This window comes from Actinomadura gamaensis (assembly GCF_042652125.1).
In the GTDB taxonomy this organism is placed as follows: Bacteria; Actinomycetota; Actinomycetes; order Streptosporangiales; family Streptosporangiaceae; genus Spirillospora; species Spirillospora gamaensis.
Genome location: NZ_JBHSIT010000012.1, coordinates 268,611 through 288,403 on the forward strand (window position 1 = coordinate 268,611; position 19,793 = coordinate 288,403).

Here is a 19,793-nt window from a genome sequence, read left to right on the forward strand (position 1 = left end):
TTGCCCATGAAACAGTCAGGTACTAGGTGAGCGTGGAGGACACGCCCGCTGACTGGCTCAAGATCGTTGGCCACCAGCATTCGGGCTCCCGGAACGCGTGCGGGTCCGTCTCCTTTAGCGCGGCCACGAGCGTCCCTGCTTCGTCCAGGCTGCTTCCTGCCTCCATCAGCCGGTAGAGAAACTCCATGAACGCGCCGAGCGAGCTGTTCACCACTTCGGTGTCAGACCCCGTAGCGGTCAGCGCCATCCGGACGATGAAGCCCTCACTGACGTCCAGAAAGAAACGCGCCCGGAAGTCCTCCATCGGCCCACCGATGAAGAGAACCCTGTTCATCACGCCGTTCGCCAGGAAGTCTTCGACGTCGAACAACCGAGGTCTGCCAATGACGTCCGCCGTGAACAGCGGAGTCTCACGAGGTAGCCCCACGTGTGAGAGAAGCCACTGGTCGTCCTCGGCAAGCCCGATCTCCTGGGCCCGATCGGGAGGCAGGCTGACAAGGTTCTCCTCGCCGAACACAGCGGCGAACTTCGCACGGTCGATCACGAACCGGAAGTCTGTCACGATCCTCGAACACGTCGTGAGCAGATTCCAGGTACAGCGTCGATTGCCTTGAAAGCGGCTGCCCGGCACCTCGTTGGGCTACCCGATGAACAGGCGTCCTGGGTGCTGCTTGCGGGAGCCCTTGAAGACTTAGAGGAAGTTTTCATCCGGCGCTGCTGCCCCAGGAGTCACGAGCGGGTCAGGCCATGAGCTTGCGGAGGGTGTTGCGGGTCTGCTCGGCAAGGCTGGCGGCCGGCCTTGGCGGTTGTCGATCGTCGTTGTCACGCCGGACAGTGGGTCGTCCTCAAGGGTGCTGCTGTACTCGTCCCAAATGGGACAGTTTCCAACGGTCGCGGAGGGTGTCGCGCGTCTCGCTGTACTTGCGCATGGTGCCGCGCTCGCTGTTGACCCAGATCGCGGCGGTCTCGACGCTGCGGGCCCGACAGCGATGCGTGAGCCGCTCCAGCCATCCAAGGGTGTGCAGCTCAGCGAAGGAGGCGGAGACGATCATGGAGCTTTCGGTGTCGATTCCCTGTCGAGCGTGCGAAGCGGCCCAGGTGACCCGTTAGCAAAGAAGGCACTTCCGGAGATCGGAAGTGCCTTCTGACGTGTGCGCACCCGAAGGGATTCGAACCCCTAACCTTCTGATCCGTAGTCAGATGCTCTATCCGTTGAGCTACGGGTGCTCGTTCCGGGCCTGTGACCTGGAACGATGTCGCTGATCGGAAGTCTACCAGCCTCGCACGTTGGTGCTTGACGATCTAATTCCGTCGCAGCGACATGCACCAGTGTAGGGCACGTGCACCCGTGCTCGGGACATGGAAGGTCTGACTCATGCCCGACCCCCGGGACACCAACGTCATCTCCTTCAGCGCCGCTCGCTCGCGACGCCGAGCCTCCACCGGCGGCACCAGGCCCCGAGGCTCGGCCGCCGTCCAGCACGCCGAAGCCCTCCCCCCGTCTCCCGCCTGGCCGCCGGGAGCGCCGCTGCTGTCCCTCGTCGAGTCGTGGGAACTGGCCCTCGACAGCGCCAACAAGTCCAAGCGAACGATCCGCGCCTATACCGACAGCGTCCGCGCCCTGGCCCGCTGGCTCGACTCACGGGGATACCCGACCGACGCCGAGAACGTCACCGCCGAGCACCTGCGGATGTTCTTGAGGTCGGAGAAGGAGCGCACCAGCGCCGCCAGCGCCGGGAGCCACCACCGCAACCTGCGGGTGTTCTGGAAGTGGGTGATCACCGAGGGGGAGCGGACCCACACCGCCTCCCCCATGACCAACGTCGAGGCGGTCAAGTCACCGAAGAAGGCCAAGAGCTTCTTCGACGACGAGCAGCTCGCCGCGCTGCTCAAGACCTGCGCGGGTAACTCCTTCGAGGACCGCCGAGACACCGCGATCATGCGGATCTTCATCGACACGGGCGTCCGAGTCGGCGGGCTGGTGAGCATCCGCTACACGCCGGACAACCCGGAGACGAACGGAGTGGACCTGAAGAACCGGCGGCTGCGCGTCGTGCTCAAGGGCGGCGACGAGCACATCATCCCGCTCGGCAAGAAGGCGGCCCAGGCCGTAGACCGATACCTGCGCGCCCGGGCACGCCATCCCAAGGCCGCGCTCTCACCGTTCCTGTTCCTGGGCGTCAGAGGACGCAAGCCCGAGTACATGACGCCCAGCGGGGTCCACAGCATGATCGTGCGGCGCGGGAAGCAGGCCGGCGTTCCCGACGCCCACCCGCACCGGTTCCGGCGCACGTTCGCCGACGACTACCTGGAGAACGGCGGCACCCTGGACGGCGTCATGGCCGTCGCCGGATGGAAGTCCCTGGACATGGTCCGCGAGTACGCCGGCGACCGGGCGATGGAGCGTGCCAGGCAGATGCACGACCGCCTGTCGCCCGGGGACCGGATCTAGTCGGCGGATCCCTCGGGTTCGCTGCCTGGCCCCGACGAGCCCGGGGGACGCTTCCGGCGCTCCTCGATGGCCCGCATCGCTTCGAGGGCGCCGAGCCGTTCGGCGGCGCGAACGAGCGCCTCGGTCCGGGCGTCCGCGAGGGAGGCAAGGTCCGGGTCGGGTGGGCGCTGAGCGCGCCGGACGGCCAGCAGCGTCACGCAGACGGCCGCGGTGCCTACGGCCAGAATGTGCAATCCGCGGAAGCGCTCCATGTTCGGCAACGCGCCGATCACGGCAGCGGGAACGGATATGGCTGCTCCCCAGCCCAGCAGGTGGTAGCGGGTGGTCAACGACCCTCCTTCGAGGAGTTCCGGACGGCTGTTGGCACCTGGGCGGGGAGTTGCAGGGCGCGGGAATGCCGTCACCGTGTGCGGTGTGTCCTGCTCCATGTAACGACCCGGAAGCGGCAACCTGATCACGTTGGCACAACGGATGATCAAGATCCGGTGTGTCGTACGGCATCGTCGCGCCGTCCGGGGTACTGGGCGAGTTTTCGACGTCACGCAGAGCGGTGGCACGGCGGCGGTTCGGTTAACGCAGGCCGTGGGGAAGCTGGATCGCTGAACGATCAAGGCCACCCCCTGTCGACAGGCTGTCGAACGTGCGTTCGAACATATAGCTGATCTCGGACAGCCCGCAAGGATGACGCGCCCGCTCTGAGCAGGGTTGACGCGAGGGTGGAATTTTTTGTCTACATTTGTGGAACGTGCCCATCGGCCCGCCGCCTCGCAGACCGCGCGGACGCGGCCCTAGCCCTCGTCGTCGACCCGGGTCGCGTTCAGGAGGGTGGAGACGTAGCGGCGCGTGTCCTCGCGAACCCGCTCGTGCAGTCGAACGATCTCCGCGACCGCGTCTTCGCGGACGGAGGGCGGCAGGCGGTCGAGGGCGGCCAGGACTTCGGGATCGTCCCCCAAGTCCCGTAGAACGCTCGCGCGAAGATCATTGCGGGCGATCAGTTCGCGCAGCTTCTCGGCCGCGTCCGGGCGTCCAACGCCGTCCAGTTGCTCGGGCGACAGGTCGAGGGTCTGCGCCATCGAGGCGAGCGTGTCCGCGGAGGCGTGAACCGCGCGCACGGCACCGCCGCCTCGTCCTTCGTATCCCTTGACGACCTGTCGCCAGCGCCCTTCGGAGTATTCAGACTCGCGAGCGGCCCGCCTGATCGACCAGCCGAGTTGGGCCAGCCGTTCGGCGAGCAACTGCCCCTCCGGCGGTCGGGCGAAACGCGTTGTCATGCCCCAGACCTTCGCACAGCTTCGCACTTGGGTCCACGTCGGCCGTCGCTGACCTGGCTATACCCGACAGAAGTTCGAATATATGTGCGAATACGGTGCGAAGTGACCTTGTAGGCGCGAAGCGCTTCGCACTAGCTTCGCACTATGCGCCGCGTTCCGAAACGCCTGGCTCACGAGCCCCAGGCGGTCACCTACCTCCGAGAGCAAGCTGGGCTGAACAAGACCCGGCTCGCCGAACAGTGCTCTGTCTCGCTGTCCCTGATCTCCGAGATCGAACGGGGCACCCGATCGGCCTCCGAGTCCCTGATGACGCGCATGGCCGAGGTGTTCGAGTGCCCGCCCGTTCTCCTCAAGCGGCGGGCCGACTGATGGCCACACCCGCCGAACGTTCCGCCGCCGCCCGGCTCGCCGCCAATGTCAGCTGGGCCCGCACACCGATCCGCGCCGAACGCACCGCCCAGGCCCACGCGGCTTCGCCGACCTCCTACACCTACTGGCTCAACAAGATCCAGCAGGAGGGAGAGATCGCACCGCAAGACCAGGCCGCCGCCGCCAAGAACGCGCACCGCGTCTACATGACGCAGCTCTCCCGCCGCGCGGCAGCCAGCCGCCGCTCGCGGAAGGCCGCCCGCCTCGCAGAGCGCGAAGGGAACCGCGAGCGGTGACCGATCTCGCGATCTCCAGGCCAGGGGTTTACGACCTGGCTGCCGAGGTTTACCACGCCGACCCGGTGGTCGGCGGATCGCTGTCCTCGTCGGGGGCGCGCAAGCTGCTGGCCACGTGTCCGGCGCGGTTTGAGTACGAGCGCACCCATCCGCGTCCGCCGACGGCCGCGCTGGACCTGGGAACGGCCGCGCATCAGCTGGTGCTGGGCGTTGGTGCCGAGCTGGTCGAGGTCAAGGCCGCGGACTGGCGTTCCAAGGCAGCCAAGGAGCAGCGAGAGGACGCGCACGCCGAGGGCAAAGTTCCGCTGCTGTCGGACGACTTCGTCCGCGTGCACGAGATGGCCGAGGCACTGCGCGCCAACGAGCTGGCGTCGGCGCTGCTCGGTGGGACGGGCCGCGCCGAGCAGACCCTGATCTGGCAGGACGGCCCGACCAAGGTATGGCGGCGGGCGCTGGTCGACTGGCTGCCCGCGTCCGAGCCGTCCGGGCTGATGTACCTGGCCGACTACAAGACCGCGCACTCGGCGCACCCGGACGCGATCAGCAAAGCCGTCGCGACCTACGGCTACCACGCCCAGGGCGCTTGGTACGGGGACGGCGCGATCGAGCTGGGGCTGGCCGAACGCGTCGTGTTCTTCCTGGTCGCGCAGGAGAAGGAGCGGCCCTACCTGGTGACGGTCGTGCAACTGGACCAGGTCGCGATCGACGCAGGACGCCACCACAACCGGCGCGCACTGGAGCTGTACGCGAAGTGTCGCGCCACCGACACCTGGCCCGCCTACGCCGACGGCGTCGCGCTGATCGGCCTACCGGGCTGGGCCGAGAACCGCTTCTTCAAGGAGGTCACAGCGTGAGCAACCTTCCCGATCGCGCGCCGATGCCGACCGTGCCGTCCCCAAGCCGGATCGGGCAGGGCACTGCCGTCGAGCAGTCCCGCGCCGCCGCCGAGGTGCTGGCGGCCGTCGAGGTCGCGCAGCGGTTCCCCCGCGACCCGGCCGTCGCCCGCGCGCAGATGATCGACTCCTGCGCCCAGTACGGCCTGGCCGAGCGCGCGTTCTTCCGCTTCCCCCGCGCCGACGGCGTTGTGACGGGGCCGTCGGTCCACCTGGCGCGCGAGCTGGCCCGCTGCTGGGGCCACATCCAGTACGGCCTGATCGAGCTACGCCGCGACGACGAGTACGGCCAGTCGGAGATGCAGGCATGGGCCTGGGACGTCCAGACCAACGCGCGCGTGTCCACGACGTTCGTCGTCCCGCACAAGCGCGACACCAAGCGAGGCGTCAAGGACCTGACCGACCTGCGCGACATCTACGAGAACAACAGCAACCACGGCGCCCGCCGGGTCCGAGAAATGATCTTCGCCGTCCTGCCGCCGTGGTTCACCGAGGAAGCCAAGCAGCTGTGCCAGCAGACGCTGAACAACGGCGGCGGCAAGCCGATTGTGCAGCGCGTCACCGAGGCCGTGCAGGGCTTTGACCGGCTCGGCGTCACCGTCGAGCAGCTGGAGCGCCGCACCGGCAGGTCCAAGGCCCAGTGGGACGGGCACGACGTCGCCAAGCTCGGCGTGATCTTCCAGAGCCTGCAGCGCGGCGAGATCCGCGTCGAGGACGAGTTCCCCCCGCCGACCACGACCGCCGCCGAGATCCTCGCCGCCCGCGCCGCGTCGCCGCCGGCCGCGGCGGTCGACCCGGACGCCGAGGCCGCCGCGCAGGCCGCCGCCGAGGGCGGACGCGCGGGCTGATGAGCGACCACGAGCGCAAGCTGCGCGCCGTCCTGCGCGCCCACGCGGACACCGTCCGGCCGCGGCTCGCGCTCGGACCTGATCCATCTGTTCACGTAGTCGCGCCGCCCCGGGGTCCAGCCAGGACGGCGCGCAGGTCAACAACTAGGGAGTCACCGACCATGACCCATCGTACGAGCGTCAACCGCAAGCCGTTGGACCTGGGCGCCGGAAGCCTGGTGGTGGTGTGGCCGGACTACCGGCTCGGCACCTACCAGCCCGACGAGGCGGGCGAGTGGCTGGTCACCGCCGACCCGATCGACTACGGCCCGCACGTGCGCGTGGACTACCGCGACGAGCAGACCGGTGCCGCGGGGACCTGGTTCCTGCCTGCCAGCCGAGCCGTCCGGGTCGCGCTGGTCGGTCGCGAGCTGCAGCAGCAGACGGCCGAGGTGCTGGGCCTGCTGGCGAGCCGAACCTGGCTGCCGGAGGTCGGCCGCTGGGAGGTGAGCGAGAACGGGCTGGAGGGCGTGCTGGTCCACACCTACACCGACCAGGACGTCCGAGCGCTGGAGAAGTGGCGGGAGTACCTGGAGACCGCCGAGACCCACCACTCCGAGATCAGCCCGACCCTGTCCCGGATGTGGGTGGCCGCGCTGGTCAGCGACGTCCCGGTGACGGTGTCGGTCCACGCCCCTACCCCCCAGCCGCCCGCCGCGCCCGACCAAGTCGAACCGGCCCCCTCCTCGGTCGTGTGCAGCCGCTGCGAGGCCGACATCGACCTGAACTCCCACTGGCAGTGGATCCACCGCGGTACCGGCCAGCAGGAGTGCGTGCCCGGCGCCGATCCGGTCCGCAACGCCATGCCGGTCGAGCGCCGTGCGGACGGGACGGCCCGGCCGCCGGCCGACCCCGCGCTGCTGCAACGCGTCCGCGAGGGCTTGGCCCAGCTCGACGACCAGGAGGCCGACCGTGACTGATCTCGTCCTCGGCCAGAACCCGGGCGAGAGCCCGGGCGAGTTGATCGCGCGACTGCGGGCCGAGTTGGACGCCGCCCGCGCGAAGGCCGTGATCAGCATTCGGCAGCGCGACGCGTACAAGGCCGAGCGCGACCAGCTGCGGGCCGAGCTGGACGCGCGCGGCGCGTGGGTCGTCCCGCGCGTCGACTACGACCCGTCCCTGCTGGTCACCCCGACCGCGCACTGGGGCATGGTGCGTCGCACCGCAGGCACCAGCACGCCCGAGCACGCCCGGGTGTACGCGGCGCAGATGCTGGCCGCTGCCGACTACGCCGAGCGGCTGGAGGAGGTCCGCGACGTCGAGCTGGCCGCCGGACGGCTGTGCCTGCGCTGCCAGCACGCGCCGGTCCACCAGCTCGGCGCGCCGGGGGCGCCCGGCCGCGGCTGCTGGCACTGCCTGATCGCCTGCTACCAGGACGGCCCGGCCGAGTGCGTGCTGTGCCGCCCGGTCCCGCAGGAGGCCGCCGATGCCCGCTGACCTGCTCGCCACCGCGCTGTGGATCGCGCTCGCGTGGGTCCTGCTGGGCCTGCTGGCCTGGTCGTTCGGCCGCGCCGCCGGACGGCGCCGACCCCGGCAACCCTTGCAGCCGCAGGGGATCAGCGCGTTGATCCGCGATCCGGTCTCGGGCTACTACCCGACCCAGATCGGCGTCTACTGCGACGGCTGCGGCTTCACCGTCTTGGGCGACTACCTGGTGCACGAGTCCCAGGACCGATCCGCCCGGCTCGGCGTCGCCCGTGCGCACCTGGCTGCGACCGAGGGCTGGACCTGCGATGCGTCCGGCGACTGGTGCCCGTCCTGCCACCCCACCCCGAGCATCGGCGTCGTCGGCGGTGACCGGTGACCCACCACAAGCAGACGCTCGCCCCCGCGTCGTGCGAGGGCGAGGGGGCGAGCGTCCACCACCCCGGCCGCGCGAGCGTCCCGACCGTGATCGGGCTGGACGTGTCGCTCACCTCCACCGGCATCGCCATCGGCCATCGCCTCACCCGGGTCACCAGCACCGGCCGCAAGGCCGATTCGCTGGCCGTGCGCTGCGGTCGGCTGCGGCAGCTCGCCGACCAGATCGACGCTCAGGTCCGCGATGTGGACCTGGTCGTGATCGAGCAGCCCGCCTACTCGCGGTCGCAGGGCTCGGCGCACGACCGGTCCGGTCTGTGGTGGCTGGTCGTCGACCGCCTGCACGGGCGGGGCATCCCGGTCGCCGAGGTCGCCCCGACCAGCCGGGCCCGGTACGCCGCCGGCCGCGGGAACGCGGGCAAGGACGAGGTCTTGGCCGCCGCGATCCGCCGCTACCCCGACGTGCCGATCAGCGGCAACGACGAAGCCGACGCCTACATCTTGGCCGCGATGGGGCTGGATCACCTCGGCCATCCGCCCGTCGTCGTCCCGCAGACCCACCGGGCCGCGCTGGACAAGGTCGCATAGCCGGAGGTGTCGGCGTGAGCGCGACCTGGCCCGTCATCCAGTCCGTCCGCGGCGCCTGGCTCGCGCTGTGCCGTCATCCGGCCTGCAAGACCCAGCACCTCATCGGCTTCTCAGCCGAGCTGCACGAGGTCGAGCGCCTGGCCGCCGCGCACATGAAGGACATCCAGCCGCCTCAGCCCACCCGCGACGCCCTGGCCGAGGTGCTGAACCGGCTGACCGCCGCGCGCGCCGCCCAGGGGCTGAGCCTGCGGCAGCTCGCCGCCCGGATGCCCTACCGGTCCAGCGCCGTCTCGGCGTGGGAGACCGGCGCCCGCACCCCGATGCTCGACGCCCTCGCCGCGTGGTCCGACGCCCTGGGCTACCGGCTCACCCTCATCCCGATCGGAGACAACCGCCCGTGACCCTCCCCATCGACCAGACCACCGGAGAGATCCAGGTCCGGCCGTTCGCCGACGTGCTGCGCGACCTCGGCCGCGCCGTCGTCATCGACGAGGCCGGTGTCCAGCTCCAGCAGCTCACCACCGCCGTCCGCGACAGCGGCAAGAAGGGACGCCTCACCCTCACCGTCGAGATCGCCCCGATGAAGGGCGATTCCGAGGCGCTGATGGTCCAGGCCAAGACCGACCTGAAGCTGCCCGCCGCCGAGCCCGTCAGCGGCGTGTTCTTCGCCGACGACGTCGGCAACCTCGTCCGCGACGACCCCCGCCAGATCGCGCTCCCGCTCCGCGAAGTCACCCGCCCCACCGAGACCAAGGACCTGAAGCAGGCATGAGCGACCTCGACAACCCCCGCACCGAGAACGACGCCCTGGTCGAGCAGGCGCGGCAGGCCGCCGGCCCCGCGCTGCTCGACACCCGTGCGGGCGGCGAACTGGCCGTCTTCCACACCCCGGCCGGTCTCCGCGTCGTCGACCTGGACGCCGAGGAGTACGAGACCCGCGCCGAGCGTCCCCGCCGCAAGCAGGGCACCACCCTCGTCCGCGACATCGCCTCGTTCGCCCAGTTCTACGCCAAGCACTCCGACGAGGCGTCGGAGGTGTACGCCGACCTCGACCGCGGCTTCATCACCGCCGTCCTGGACGCCGACGAGCCGGACGCGCCGCGCTGGGCCGGGCACCGCCTGGTGCTGGAGCTGACGCCCACCGAGGCGTGGAACCGGTGGTCCTCGATCAACCGCCGCCTCATCCCCCAGGTGGAGTTCGCCGAGTTCCTGGAGGACAACCTGCTCGACATCGCCCCGGCCCCGGTCCCGGCCGCGCAGATGCTGGAGATCGCGCAGACCTTCCAGGCGCGCACCCGGGTCGCGTTCTCCTCCGGCGTCGTCTCGTCCTCCGGTGATATCCGGCTGAAGTACGAGGAGACCACCGACGCCAGCGGTGGCGCGAAGGGCGACCTGGCCATTCCCCGGACGTTCGCGCTGGCCCTCAGTCCGTTCGACGACTGCGACCCCTACAAAATCGACGCCCGTCTCCGGTACCGCATCGAGGGCGGGAAGCTGCGGCTGATGGCCATCCTCGACCGGCCCGAGGACATCATCCGCGACGCCGTCAAGACCGTCGTGGCCAAGGTCGAGGAGACCACCGGCGCCAAGGTCATGCGCGGCCGTCCGGCCGGCTGACCGTGGCCTGCTGCGCCCGCTGCTACGCCCCGGCCGTCGTCTTGTACGAGGGCCGGGGCCCGCACGGTTACCGCGCGATCCTCGCCTGCGAGCGGGACCGTTCCAGCGCCCTGCAGTGGACACGCGGCGCCGGCGGCCCGGTCACCGCCGAACTCCTCGCCCCCGAAGCGGGCACCGCCGACCTGTCCGCACCCACCCTCTTTTGATCTGGAGCCGCACCTTGCCCCGCATCCGCGCGATCAAACCGGGGTTCTTCGCATCCGAGGACGTCGCGGCGCTGCCATTGCGCGCGCGCCTGACGTGGATCGGTCTCTGGACGCACTGCGACGACCAGGGCCGCGCCAAGGACAACGTGAAGCTCATCAAGGCGGCGCTGTGGCCGCTGGACCCGGTGTCACTGCAGGACGTCGAGGACGACCTGGCCGTCCTCGCCGAGCACGGCCGGATCCTCCGATACGAGGTCGCCGGACGCCGGTTCCTGGCGGTCGTCGGCTGGCACGAACACCAGAAGATCAGCAAGCCGACCACGTCCAAGCTCCCGCCGCCGCCCACCACGGACAGCTGCCCGCCCGCCCGCGCCACTCCCAAATCGAACACAGAAAGTAACGATCCCCCTGTGGACAACCCTGGGGACAGTTATCCACAGGGAGCATCCGAACCGCTCCCAGAACCGGACAACCGGGAAGAAAGCACGTCCGGGAGTCCTCCCGGAACGCTCCCGGAATCCTCCCGGACGGCTCCCGTGGGGAAAGGAAAGGAAAGGAAGGGAAAGGAAAGGATCAGTCCGCGCGCGCGTGCGCACAACGCCGCCCGCTGGCTCCGAGACCGCTACCGCCTGACCGACCACGAAGCGTCACAGGTTCTGGAAGCCGTCCAGGCTCGCGCGCCCCGACCGATCGACCACCTCGTCCCCTACCTCACCGCCATGGCCGAGGGCGACCTGGCCGACATCGTCGCCGCCGTCATGGACACCCCGCCACCCGGCCACACCCCCGCCGCCGGCGTGCCCGACGACGAGCTGCCCCCGCCGTATGAGCCGCCGCCCGTCCGCAACGGCCTGCTCGACCGCGAACCCGGACCCGACCAGGACGACATCACCAGCCGCGGCGCGACCGCCGTCCGCCAGGCCCTCGCCGCCGCCCGCACGAACGACCCGAAGGACGAGCCGTGACCGACGACGACGCCCCGCACCTGCTGTGCCCCTGGCCGACCGTCTGCCGCTGCACCCATGTCGGCTGCGTGGACGGCTGGCTCGACCGCACCCGCGACGACGGCACCCCCTACGCCGCGCCCTGCCCCAACTGCCGCCCGGAGGTGCACCGGCACCTGGCCGACCGGTCCAAGAGCCTGCGCCGGCTGCGGCGCGAACTGCCCGACCTGCCGCGGCCGTCCCGCAACACCGGGCGCCCCGTCCACACCGAGAGCTACCCGTGACCGGCCTGTCCTTCTGCTGCGGCAAGAAGCGCTACGCCACCGAGCGCACCGCCCGGCGAGCCCTGCGGTTCATCGACTCCGTCGCGGTCGGGCGCCATCCCGTCCGCGTCTACCAGTGCCCCCGCGGCTGGTGGCACCTCACCAGCCAACCCACCTACGGAGGAACCCCACGGTGAGCATCCCGTGCCCGGTCACCGGCTGCGGACGCCCGACCCGCGGCGCGACCATCTGCGGCGCGTGCGCCGCCGACCTCGCCCGCGCGCTCGCCTCGGTGCCCTGGCTCGACCGCCAGCTCGACCTGGTGCTCGCGCGGCAGACCCGCATTGGCAGCCGCGGCCCTCGCCCGGCCGAGACGCCGTTGCCGTATGCGCCGCACGCCACCGAGGCGCGCGAGGTGCTCCGCTCGACGCTGGCCGCGTGGGTCGACGAGCTGCTGCCCGTCCTGCCGCGCCGAGACCCCGGACCGGTCTGCGCCGACTGCGCGCACCCCTCGTGCCGCTACCGCGCCCCCGGCCGGACACTGCCGGGCATGGCCTGGTGGTTCCAGGCGCGCGTAGATCATCTCGTGCGGCATCCCGAAGCTGAGGAGTTGCGGGACGAGATCATGGCGGCTGTGTGGGCCGCTCAGCGCGTCGTGGACCGTCCCGCCGACCGGCGGTACGTCGGGCAGTGCGGTGCCGACCTCGACGGCTCCGACTGCGAGGCCGACCTGTACGCCCGGCCGAACGCCGCGACCGTGACCTGCCCGGCCTGCGACACCCGCTGGGACGTCCGATGGCGGCGCGAGCGGCTGCTGGCCGCAGCCGAGGACACCCTCGCGACCGCCGCCGACCTCGCCCGCGCCCTCACCGGCCTGGGCCACGAGGTCACCCCGGAGATGATCCGCGGCTACGCCCACCGCGGGCAACTCGTCCCGCACGGCCGCGACGCCCGGGGTCGGCCGCTGTACCGGCTCGGCGACGTCGCCGACGCGGTCGCCGCCGCAGCAGCTCGCCGCGCGGAGCGTTCGGCGTAGGTCGTCGGGGCAGTTCGCACCGGGTCGTGGCCGACCGCGATCCGGTGCATCCGGGCCTCGGCGCAACGCGAGGTCTCTGGAAAGTACTTCGGGTGAAAGAACCCACCTACCCGGCGAAGCCGTTCGGGGTTCGCGTCGTGGCGGGCTTGCTTCGCGGTCGGCCGGTGGGTGTATCGTCTGCGACACAACCCCAAAACGAAACGACCCCCAGAGGCGCGCCAACGCCGTCTGAGGGTCTGGCCACAGAAGACTGGTGAGAGTCCCCGTGGTTGCCCGCGATGCTATCGCGACGGCTTCATCGCCGTCACCATCTGCCCCGCCCCAGCGCGGGATGCGCCGGATCCGTTCGCAGCACCAGACGCGATTCGTGATCCTCCCGAACGCGCTCACCCAGCACACCGGCCTGTCGCTGCAGGCCCGTGGCCTGGCCGCGTTCCTGCTGTCCCTGCCGGACGGGACCGACATCTCCATCCGCGCCCTGGCCGCCCGGCTGACCGAGGGCGAGATCGCCATCGGCCGCGCCCTACGCGAACTGGAGACGGCCGGATACCTCACCCGGCAGCGCGTGCGCGACGCGTCCGGCCGCATCACCACGATCACCACCATGCGCGACGTCCCCGCCGCTGACCTGGGTGTTTCGCCCGAAGCGCCCGCGGCTGCGCCCGAACCGGCCCCCGAACCGGCCGCGAGCACGCCCGAACCGGCGCAGCAGCCCGCGCCCGAGGACGAACCGGCCGCGCCGTCCGCCCCGAAGCCCACGCCCCGGGCCCCGGCGCCGTCGCTCGACGCGGTGACCGCCGGGACGCGCGTCCTGCTCGACGTCGCCGCCGTCGAGCCGCGCCTGACCGTCGGAGCGCGCGCTCTGCCCGCGCTCGCCGCGCTCGTCGACCAGGCGCTCGCCGCCGACGTCGCCCCCGCCGAGATCCACCGGGCCCTGACCGCGAACCTGCCCGGCGAGATCCGCTCCGCCGCCGCGCTGATCCGGCACCGCCTCGACGAGCACCTGCCCGTCTGGACCGCCGCCGCGACCGTCCGCGCCCTGCGCGCGTCCGCCCCGACTACGCCTCGGCCCCGCGTCGAGATCGCCGCGTCCCCCGCCGCCGCACGCTGGACCGAGTGCGGCGACTGCGCGCGCCCGCTCCGCACCGCAACGCCGGACGGCCTGTGCGGCGACTGCCGCGCCGTCCCCGCAGCTTGACCCCTCGAAAAACGGCGGGCCCCAACCAGCGACGCAACCGCTGGTCGAGGCCCTCGACACCCGGAGATGAGGCTCCAGATGTCCACCCCCCACGCTATCCCCACCGCCACCGCTCCCGATCCTGCCGAGACGGCGTCCGCGTCCCGGATCGGCCTCGTCGACCTGGCCGTCATCGTCATCGCCGCCGCCGCCGGACTGCTGTCCCTGGACGGGCAGCGCCGCCTCGCCGCCATCGCGGGCTGGCACGGCTGGCACGCCTGGCTCCTGCCGATCGCGGTCGAGACCTACGCCGCGCTGTCGACGTGGCTGATGTGCCAGGCCACCACTCGCACCGCCCGCTACCGCATGGCCGCCTACGTCGGCATCGGCGTCGGCCTGTCCGGCGCGCTGAACGTCGTCTGGCACCTGGTCGCCGCCGACGTCATCACACCGTCATGGCGCATCGTCGTCGGCGTCGCCCTCGTCCCCACGATCCTCGTCGCGCTCGCGCTCCACCTCGCCGCCGGCCACCGCGCGCCCGCCCCGGCCGCCCCCGACGAACACCAGGCCGACGAGCCCGCGCAGCGCCGCCGGTACCGCGTCTCCCGCGCCCTGGTCGACGCCGCCGCCCAAGCCCTCGCCGACGCCACCGACCCGCGCACCGTGACCGGCGTCGAGCTGGCCCGCCGCGACCCCGACGCGCGGTCGGTCCGGGCCTGGCAGATGGCCCTTGCCGAAGCTCGTACCAGGTAGAGAATGCACTTCATGGATCACGTGCAGCGCCTCACCCTGGAATGCGGCCACATGCGTTTGTCCGGCCCCTGGGACGGCCCGCTCGACGACGACAGCACGTTGCGCCACATGATCGGCGACATGACCTGGTGCGAGATCTGCCCCTGGGTTCCCCGGGCCTCCAACGTCGGCAAGGAGATGAGGATCTGGCAGGTGGTGAACGTCGAGGAAGTGCCGTCGGCCGCCTACCGGGAGCCTGCCGAAGAGGCGAAGCGAGGACGGCATCGGCAGATCCACGGCTGATGTTCCGGGGAAGTCGCAGATGACAAGCGACCTGCGCGAACGGTAGTGTCTGCTCCGATACGAGATCTAGGCCCGACGGACATTCCGCCGGGCCTTTCGCGTGTCCGCCCTAGAACCCGTCTGCCGTCCGGGCGCCTGTTGCCCCAAGGCACCCGGACGGACAGAACTACGGTCCGACGATCACGATCAGTAGCGTCACCACCGCCACGCCGACGCCTATCGGCACCGCAAGCGAAGGCGTCACCGCTACACCGGTCGCAGCCAAGCCACCAACCAGGATGATCAGCAAGGCACGTGTCCCTATGAGGGGCCCCTGCGAAGGATCGTCGTTCCGTCGTACGCTCATAAGCGCTCGACCTCCATCTGAGTCTGGGGGATTGAGTTCAGACGGCTCCCTGCTCCAACAGGGGGCCGTCGCCGTTAAGGGGCGATGACCACGCCGTCCTGCTTCCAGAGTGTCAGCCCCGCCGTTGAAATCAATCCAGCGGCGAACCTGTGGACAACATGTCATCTCCCCTAGCACCGGACCATGCTGCGCAATAGTCATTCCGGCATGGCCCCCCGGGACTAGCAAAGGCGATCGATTTGCTCACCCTCCGGCGTACAGCAGAGGGCGAAGAGGAGGTCAGGCGTGTCCCGTCGCGCCGGGCTCCGGGTGTGCACCAAGCCGGGATGTCCCGAACTGGTGGCCGAGGGCCGCTGTCCCCAGCACCAACAGCAGGCCGAGCAGAGCAGAGGCAGCAGCGCGCAACGCGGCTACGGCCGTCGGCACCGGGACCGGTTCCGGGCTGGTGTGCTGGCCAAGCATCCCGTGTGCGTGCTGTGCCGTCAGCGTCGAGCTACCGAGGCCGACCATTACCCGCTGGACCGGCGCACGCTCCAACTGCGCGGTCTCGACCCCAACGACCCCATCTATGGGCGTGGCCTATGCAAGGGCTGCCATGACCAGCACACCGCGCAGGCCCAACCCGGAGGTTGGCACACACCATATGTGCCCTGACCTGCAACAACATCGGAGGATCTCGTGTTGTCGCAGGTCAGGGAGGGGGACGACCCCTTGATCATTTTGGGGCGTTGACCGCGGGGGAGCGCTCTGCCATGTCTGTCAGGTTCAGAACCTCTCGGCACGCTACTTGCGGTAGAGGGCTACGATCGCAAGCCAGAGCGTGAGGGCGCATGCGAAGCCGCTGCCACCAGCAATTAGTGACTCAGCGAAGGAGCGTTTGGACCACCGGCTCAGCAGTCCAGCGACTGTACCCACGTGTCCTGAGAGTGACAGCCCAAGCATTAGCACGGTGACGTCAAGCGCGGTCACGATGCCGGCCCTCCACTCTCGGAGAGGTTCAGGGACTGAGAGTCGCCCATGAGCACCCTTAGTTGACCGTTCGGGTAGACGAGGATGACGGTGTTTCGGGCATCGGGCGAAACTTCATCTCGCTCCCACGTAACTGTGCTCCGTGGGCGTAGGTCTCCGGTCAGGCGCTTGACCGCGTCCAAGATCCACGGACGCTCGTGGAGGTACATCTCCGCATGCCTGCTGTCAGGAGTGTCCACCAACATCGCTACCGGGCCTTTGCAGGCTCGCGCGTGCAACAGGTACGCCTCATACACAGCGAGGGCGTAGGTGTAACGGAATTCGAATGTGCGTTGAACGGTCCGTATGCTGCGCTGCTTGTGGCGCGACGGCCGACGTCGTTCGCTGGCTGGCATGTCGTCCCCATGCGGAGCCCTACGCGCACCGCTGGACGGCCTAGTCCAGGAACCTCACGCGCGTCATGGCCGCTTTATCTTCGTCGTACCTGCGGCGTAGGCGCTCGGTACTCGGACGGGCAGGCGTGTCTGCCGAGTCCGATAGTAGCGACGCAGACCGACGCGTGGGCGCTTCTTGCGAAATCCGGTACAAGGTCGGTCGGCAGACCGTAAGAGGGTTCCTGCCCCTTTCTCGGTTGGCTAGCCACGACCCGCGCGCCAGGAACCCACGCAGCGACGCTCGCGGGTCCGCCGGACTCAGAGGTTCACGATCGACAGGGCACTGCGCAACGCAGTGCCCGCCTAGAGCCGCGCACTGCGGCCGGGAGGACGGTCCGATGCCCAAGGGAGGAGCCCGCGCCCGGTCCGGCCCGCCGCCGGACCCGAACGCGCTGCGCCGCGCACGCGACAAGGGCGATTGGGTCCTGCTGCCCGCTGCCGGTCGGGACGGCGCGCCACCGGAGTGGCCGCTGCTCAAGCCGTCCCGCCGCGAAAGCGAGCTGTGGTCGGCGCTGTGGGCCAAGCCGCAGGCGCTGATGTGGGAGCGGCACGGCCAGGAGATCGAGGTTGCGCTGTACGTGCGGAACCTGGCGGTCGCGGAACGTTCCGGGGCGACGGTTGCCCAAGGGACGCTGGTGCGGCAGATGGCCGACTCGCTCGGGCTGACCACGCCGGGCCTGCGTGCGAACCGGTGGCGCATCGAGGCCGCGGCCCCGGTCGCCGAGGAGTCCGCGCCGTCCGCGCCGCAACGGCCCTCGTCGCGGAGTCGGCTCAAGGTCGTCCGCGATGACTCCCCCGCAGGCTGATTGGATCGTCCGCTGGCCGACGCTGGGGTTCCTGGTCGCCGACTGGATCACCGCGCACTGCATCGTCCCGGACCGCCGCCGCAAGGGCGACCCGTTCGAGATGTACGACTGGCAGCTGTGGTGCACCGTCAACCACTACCGGGTCAGGCCCGAGGCGCAGGCCGGCCAGCTCGCCTCGGCGTTCCACTACCGCCGCTCGCAGGTGGTCGCGCCGCAGAAGACCGGCAAGGGCCCGTGGTCGGCGTCGATCATCTGCGCCGAGGCTGTCGGGCCGGTGGTGTTCGCCGGATGGGCCGAGGGCGGCGAGGTCTACCGGTGCGCCGATCACGGCTGTGAGTGCGGCTGGGAGTGGGAGTACGAGCCGGGCGACCCGATGGGCGAGCCCTGGGCGACGCCGCTGATCCAGCTGCTGGCCACCAGCGAGGACCAGGTCGCCAACGTCTATCGGCCGCTGAAGGCGATGGTGAAGGGCGGGCCGCTGGCCGAGCGGATGAAGGTCGGCGAGCAGTTCATCAGGATCGGCGACGACGGCCTGATCGACGTGGTGACCTCCTCGGCGCAGTCCCGGCTCGGCAACCCGATCACGTGCGCGCTGCAGGACGAGACCGGCCTGTACACCGCCACCAACAAGATGATCGGGGTCGCTGAGACCCAGCGTCGCGGGCTGGCCGGGATGGGCGGCCGGGCGCTGGAGACCGCCAACGGTCCTAAAACACTCCTTTACAGGACGGCCCCACCCGGTGCGGGAACACCGGGCGGGGCCTTGATCCCGACCTGTATCGGAGGACAAGGACCATGGGGATCACTCAATCACGGGATGACTCACGCGCGATGACCGCCACCGTCCCGGCACCGCTGGGGGATGCAGCGGTCACGGGGGCGCGGAACGCGCGCCCGTTGCGGGCGGTGATCTACGCGCGGGTTTCTAGCGACCCCCGGCAGCAACTCCGTTCCGTCAGTCAGCAGATTGACGAGAGTCTTGCCGAGTGCGAGCGGCGCGGCTGGACAGTCGCCAAGATCTTCAAAGACAACGATCGGTCCGCGTCCCGGTACGCCACCAAAGAACGTCCCGAGTACGCCAAGCTGATTGAGTTCCTGCGCGGCGGCCATGCCGATGTTCTGGTCACGTGGGAATCCTCGCGTGCACAACGTGACCTTGAGGCATATCTCAAGCTCCGTGGCATCGCTGAAGCAAACGGCATTCTGTGGTCGTACAAGGGCAGACAATACGACCTGTCCCGCACGGATGACCGGTTCACGACGGGCCTTGACGCGCTGCTGGACGAGCGTGAGTCGAGCGTCACCCGTGACCGGATCTTGCGAGACAAGCGCGCTCACGCAGAGAAGGGCCTACCGCACGGGCGGCGGCTCTTTGGGTATCAACGCCACTACGACCCTCAGACCAAAGTGTTCGTGCGGCAGGAGATTCGCGAGGATCAAGCCCGCGTCGTGCGTGAGGCCGCGCGGCGGATCGCTGCTGGGGAATCACTGCGTGAGGTAGTCACCGACTTCAACAAGCGCGGGCTTACCACGGGCAACGGGAAGCCGTGGCAATCTTCCGGGCTGGGGCGAATGCTCCGGAACCCCGGCTACATCGGCAAGCGCGTGCACCAGGGCAAGGTCATCGGAGACGCCTGCTGGCCTGCGATTCTTGATGACACGACCTACTACGCGTGTGTGGAGCGCTTGAACGCGCCCGGACGAGCGTTCAGCCGGGACGGCAGGGTCAAGCATCTGCTAACCGGCATCGTGACGTGCGGGGTGTGTGGGGGGCGCATGGGGATGCTGGTCACGAGCGGAAGGGTCGCCTACGTGTGTCGGGGCACCGATACCGGCAAGTCGGCCAAGTGCGTTACGGTCCGCAAGAACCGGCTTGAGCCTTACATCGTGGGATTGGTGATCGAACGACTGTCGCGCCCGGACGCGGCCGAACTGCTCGCCGACCATCAGCAGGCCGACGATGCCAAGGCAGCATTGGCCGAAGCGGCGGAGAAACGCGCTCGGTTGGATGAGTTCTACGATGCCGCCGCATCCGGGGACCTGACAGCGACCGCGCTGGCTCGAATCGAAAAGCGGCTACTGCCTGAGATCCAAGCGGCGGAAGCGCGCGCGAACGCAGTCCGCGTCGTCCCCGTGCTGCGCGACGTCATCCGCCCGGACATCGCGGAGGTATGGCCGACTCTGCCGCTCACGCAGCAGCGGGAAGTCATTCGGGCGCTGATGGACATCACCCTTATGCCCACCACCAGGAAGGGACGCCTGCCTTTCAACTCTGACCGCGTGAAGGTCATATGGAGGCACGACCTTTAGCCCCTGGTCCCGTCCGGCTGACACGGCCACGAACCCCCGGTTCGTGGCCGTTGCCATGCCCGCACTCCGACCACAACCAGCACCACCAGGAGAC

28 protein-coding genes and 1 tRNA gene are annotated in these 19,793 nt (G+C 69.9%); 23 read left to right on the forward strand and 6 right to left on the reverse strand.

All coding sequences use genetic code 11. The annotated features are described in order from the left end of the window. Positions 1–22: 22 nt before the first annotated feature. The 3 genes from ACFPCY_RS34945 to ACFPCY_RS34955 form a co-directional block, all read right to left on the reverse strand. Positions 23–544, reverse strand: a complete 522-nt coding sequence (locus tag ACFPCY_RS34945) for an SUKH-4 family immunity protein (RefSeq protein WP_378262553.1) — start codon at positions 542–544, stop codon at positions 23–25. A 301-nt stretch (positions 545–845) separates the two neighbouring features. After that, positions 846–1,052 carry a hypothetical protein gene (locus tag ACFPCY_RS34950; protein WP_378262555.1) on the reverse strand — a complete coding sequence of 69 codons (207 nt, stop codon included), beginning with the start codon at positions 1,050–1,052 and terminating at the stop codon, positions 846–848. Positions 1,053–1,154: 102 nt separating this feature from the next. Next, positions 1,155–1,227, reverse strand: a tRNA-Arg gene (locus tag ACFPCY_RS34955). Between the two features lie 148 nt (positions 1,228–1,375). On the opposite strand from ACFPCY_RS34955, the gene ACFPCY_RS34960 reads away from it, so the two are divergent. Next, complete coding sequence (locus tag ACFPCY_RS34960) at positions 1,376–2,452, forward strand: tyrosine-type recombinase/integrase (protein ID WP_378262557.1); 1,077 nt, start codon at positions 1,376–1,378, stop codon at positions 2,450–2,452. Here the strand turns inward: ACFPCY_RS34960 and ACFPCY_RS34965 are convergent. After that, entirely contained in the window at positions 2,449–2,781 is a 333-nt protein-coding gene (locus ACFPCY_RS34965) for a hypothetical protein (protein WP_378262559.1), read from the reverse strand. The genes ACFPCY_RS34960 and ACFPCY_RS34965 overlap by 4 nt on opposite strands. Positions 2,782–3,240: 459 nt before the next feature. Then, the gene (locus ACFPCY_RS34970) at positions 3,241–3,687 is read right to left on the reverse strand and encodes a hypothetical protein (protein ID WP_378262561.1); all 447 of its coding nucleotides are present in this window, start codon (positions 3,685–3,687) and stop codon (positions 3,241–3,243) included. Positions 3,688–3,867: 180 nt separating this feature from the next. Here ACFPCY_RS34970 and ACFPCY_RS34975 point away from each other — a divergent pair, with 180 nt between their 5' ends. From ACFPCY_RS34975 to ACFPCY_RS35065, 19 genes are all read left to right on the forward strand, one after another. After that, a complete protein-coding gene (locus ACFPCY_RS34975; RefSeq protein ID WP_378262563.1) occupies positions 3,868–4,092 on the forward strand; it encodes a helix-turn-helix domain-containing protein in 225 nt (74 codons plus the stop codon). Then, complete coding sequence (locus tag ACFPCY_RS34980) at positions 4,092–4,388, forward strand: hypothetical protein (RefSeq protein WP_378262566.1); 297 nt, start codon at positions 4,092–4,094, stop codon at positions 4,386–4,388. Before ACFPCY_RS34975 ends, ACFPCY_RS34980 begins: the two co-directional genes overlap by 1 nt. Then, positions 4,385–5,242 carry a PD-(D/E)XK nuclease-like domain-containing protein gene (locus ACFPCY_RS34985; protein ID WP_378262568.1) on the forward strand — a complete coding sequence of 286 codons (858 nt, stop codon included), beginning with the start codon at positions 4,385–4,387 and terminating at the stop codon, positions 5,240–5,242. Before ACFPCY_RS34980 ends, ACFPCY_RS34985 begins: the two co-directional genes overlap by 4 nt. Further along, the gene (locus ACFPCY_RS34990) at positions 5,239–6,129 is read left to right on the forward strand and encodes a hypothetical protein (protein WP_378262570.1); all 891 of its coding nucleotides are present in this window, start codon (positions 5,239–5,241) and stop codon (positions 6,127–6,129) included. Before ACFPCY_RS34985 ends, ACFPCY_RS34990 begins: the two co-directional genes overlap by 4 nt. A gap of 161 nt (positions 6,130–6,290) precedes the next feature. Beyond that, the gene (locus ACFPCY_RS34995) at positions 6,291–7,088 is read left to right on the forward strand and encodes a hypothetical protein (RefSeq protein ID WP_378262572.1); all 798 of its coding nucleotides are present in this window, start codon (positions 6,291–6,293) and stop codon (positions 7,086–7,088) included. Then, positions 7,081–7,605: a hypothetical protein gene (locus ACFPCY_RS35000; protein WP_378262574.1), complete on the forward strand. Its 525-nt coding sequence runs from the start codon at positions 7,081–7,083 to the stop codon at positions 7,603–7,605. The genes ACFPCY_RS34995 and ACFPCY_RS35000 overlap by 8 nt, the downstream gene beginning before the upstream one ends. Then, positions 7,595–7,972 (forward strand): hypothetical protein, encoded by a 378-nt coding sequence (locus tag ACFPCY_RS35005; RefSeq protein ID WP_378262576.1) that lies wholly within the window; start codon positions 7,595–7,597, stop codon positions 7,970–7,972. Before ACFPCY_RS35000 ends, ACFPCY_RS35005 begins: the two co-directional genes overlap by 11 nt. Next, positions 7,969–8,556: a hypothetical protein gene (locus ACFPCY_RS35010; protein WP_378262578.1), complete on the forward strand. Its 588-nt coding sequence runs from the start codon at positions 7,969–7,971 to the stop codon at positions 8,554–8,556. Before ACFPCY_RS35005 ends, ACFPCY_RS35010 begins: the two co-directional genes overlap by 4 nt. Before the next feature lie 14 nt (positions 8,557–8,570). Then, positions 8,571–8,957, forward strand: a complete 387-nt coding sequence (locus ACFPCY_RS35015; protein ID WP_378262580.1) for a helix-turn-helix domain-containing protein — start codon at positions 8,571–8,573, stop codon at positions 8,955–8,957. Next, positions 8,954–9,328, forward strand: a complete 375-nt coding sequence (locus ACFPCY_RS35020) for a hypothetical protein (RefSeq protein WP_378262582.1) — start codon at positions 8,954–8,956, stop codon at positions 9,326–9,328. Before ACFPCY_RS35015 ends, ACFPCY_RS35020 begins: the two co-directional genes overlap by 4 nt. Continuing rightward, entirely contained in the window at positions 9,325–10,173 is an 849-nt protein-coding gene (locus tag ACFPCY_RS35025) for a DUF2303 family protein (RefSeq protein WP_378262584.1), read from the forward strand. Before ACFPCY_RS35020 ends, ACFPCY_RS35025 begins: the two co-directional genes overlap by 4 nt. A gap of 2 nt (positions 10,174–10,175) precedes the next feature. Further along, positions 10,176–10,379, forward strand: coding sequence for a hypothetical protein (locus ACFPCY_RS35030; protein ID WP_378262586.1), 204 nt, complete (start codon positions 10,176–10,178; stop codon positions 10,377–10,379). Positions 10,380–10,393: 14 nt separating this feature from the next. After that, positions 10,394–11,344, forward strand: a complete 951-nt coding sequence (locus ACFPCY_RS35035) for a hypothetical protein (protein ID WP_378262588.1) — start codon at positions 10,394–10,396, stop codon at positions 11,342–11,344. Then, positions 11,341–11,607, forward strand: a complete 267-nt coding sequence (locus ACFPCY_RS35040; protein WP_378262590.1) for a hypothetical protein — start codon at positions 11,341–11,343, stop codon at positions 11,605–11,607. Before ACFPCY_RS35035 ends, ACFPCY_RS35040 begins: the two co-directional genes overlap by 4 nt. Next, positions 11,604–11,783 (forward strand): hypothetical protein, encoded by a 180-nt coding sequence (locus tag ACFPCY_RS35045; protein ID WP_378262592.1) that lies wholly within the window; start codon positions 11,604–11,606, stop codon positions 11,781–11,783. The genes ACFPCY_RS35040 and ACFPCY_RS35045 overlap by 4 nt, the downstream gene beginning before the upstream one ends. Continuing rightward, positions 11,780–12,622: a hypothetical protein gene (locus ACFPCY_RS35050; protein ID WP_378262594.1), complete on the forward strand. Its 843-nt coding sequence runs from the start codon at positions 11,780–11,782 to the stop codon at positions 12,620–12,622. Before ACFPCY_RS35045 ends, ACFPCY_RS35050 begins: the two co-directional genes overlap by 4 nt. A 367-nt stretch (positions 12,623–12,989) precedes the next feature. Continuing rightward, positions 12,990–13,820 carry a helix-turn-helix domain-containing protein gene (locus ACFPCY_RS35055; protein ID WP_378262596.1) on the forward strand — a complete coding sequence of 277 codons (831 nt, stop codon included), beginning with the start codon at positions 12,990–12,992 and terminating at the stop codon, positions 13,818–13,820. A 78-nt stretch (positions 13,821–13,898) separates the two neighbouring features. Continuing rightward, complete coding sequence (locus tag ACFPCY_RS35060; protein ID WP_378262598.1) at positions 13,899–14,552, forward strand: DUF2637 domain-containing protein; 654 nt, start codon at positions 13,899–13,901, stop codon at positions 14,550–14,552. A gap of 12 nt (positions 14,553–14,564) precedes the next feature. Then, positions 14,565–14,834 (forward strand): hypothetical protein, encoded by a 270-nt coding sequence (locus ACFPCY_RS35065; protein WP_378262600.1) that lies wholly within the window; start codon positions 14,565–14,567, stop codon positions 14,832–14,834. 166 nt (positions 14,835–15,000) lie between these two features. Here the strand turns inward: ACFPCY_RS35065 and ACFPCY_RS35070 are convergent, their stop codons facing one another. Next, on the reverse strand, positions 15,001–15,123 hold the full coding sequence (locus ACFPCY_RS35070) for a hypothetical protein (protein ID WP_378262602.1): 123 nt from the start codon (positions 15,121–15,123) through the stop codon (positions 15,001–15,003). Between the two features lie 1,798 nt (positions 15,124–16,921). On the opposite strand from ACFPCY_RS35070, the gene ACFPCY_RS35075 reads away from it, so the two are divergent. The 3 genes from ACFPCY_RS35075 to ACFPCY_RS35085 are packed head-to-tail and all read left to right on the forward strand — an operon-like array spanning position 16,922 to position 19,699. Continuing rightward, the gene (locus tag ACFPCY_RS35075) at positions 16,922–17,389 is read left to right on the forward strand and encodes a hypothetical protein (RefSeq protein ID WP_378262604.1); all 468 of its coding nucleotides are present in this window, start codon (positions 16,922–16,924) and stop codon (positions 17,387–17,389) included. After that, positions 17,370–18,224, forward strand: a complete 855-nt coding sequence (locus ACFPCY_RS35080) for a hypothetical protein (RefSeq protein WP_378262606.1) — start codon at positions 17,370–17,372, stop codon at positions 18,222–18,224. Before ACFPCY_RS35075 ends, ACFPCY_RS35080 begins: the two co-directional genes overlap by 20 nt. Next, entirely contained in the window at positions 18,221–19,699 is a 1,479-nt protein-coding gene (locus ACFPCY_RS35085) for a recombinase family protein (protein WP_378262608.1), read from the forward strand. Before ACFPCY_RS35080 ends, ACFPCY_RS35085 begins: the two co-directional genes overlap by 4 nt. The last annotated feature ends 94 nt before the right edge of the window (positions 19,700–19,793 follow it).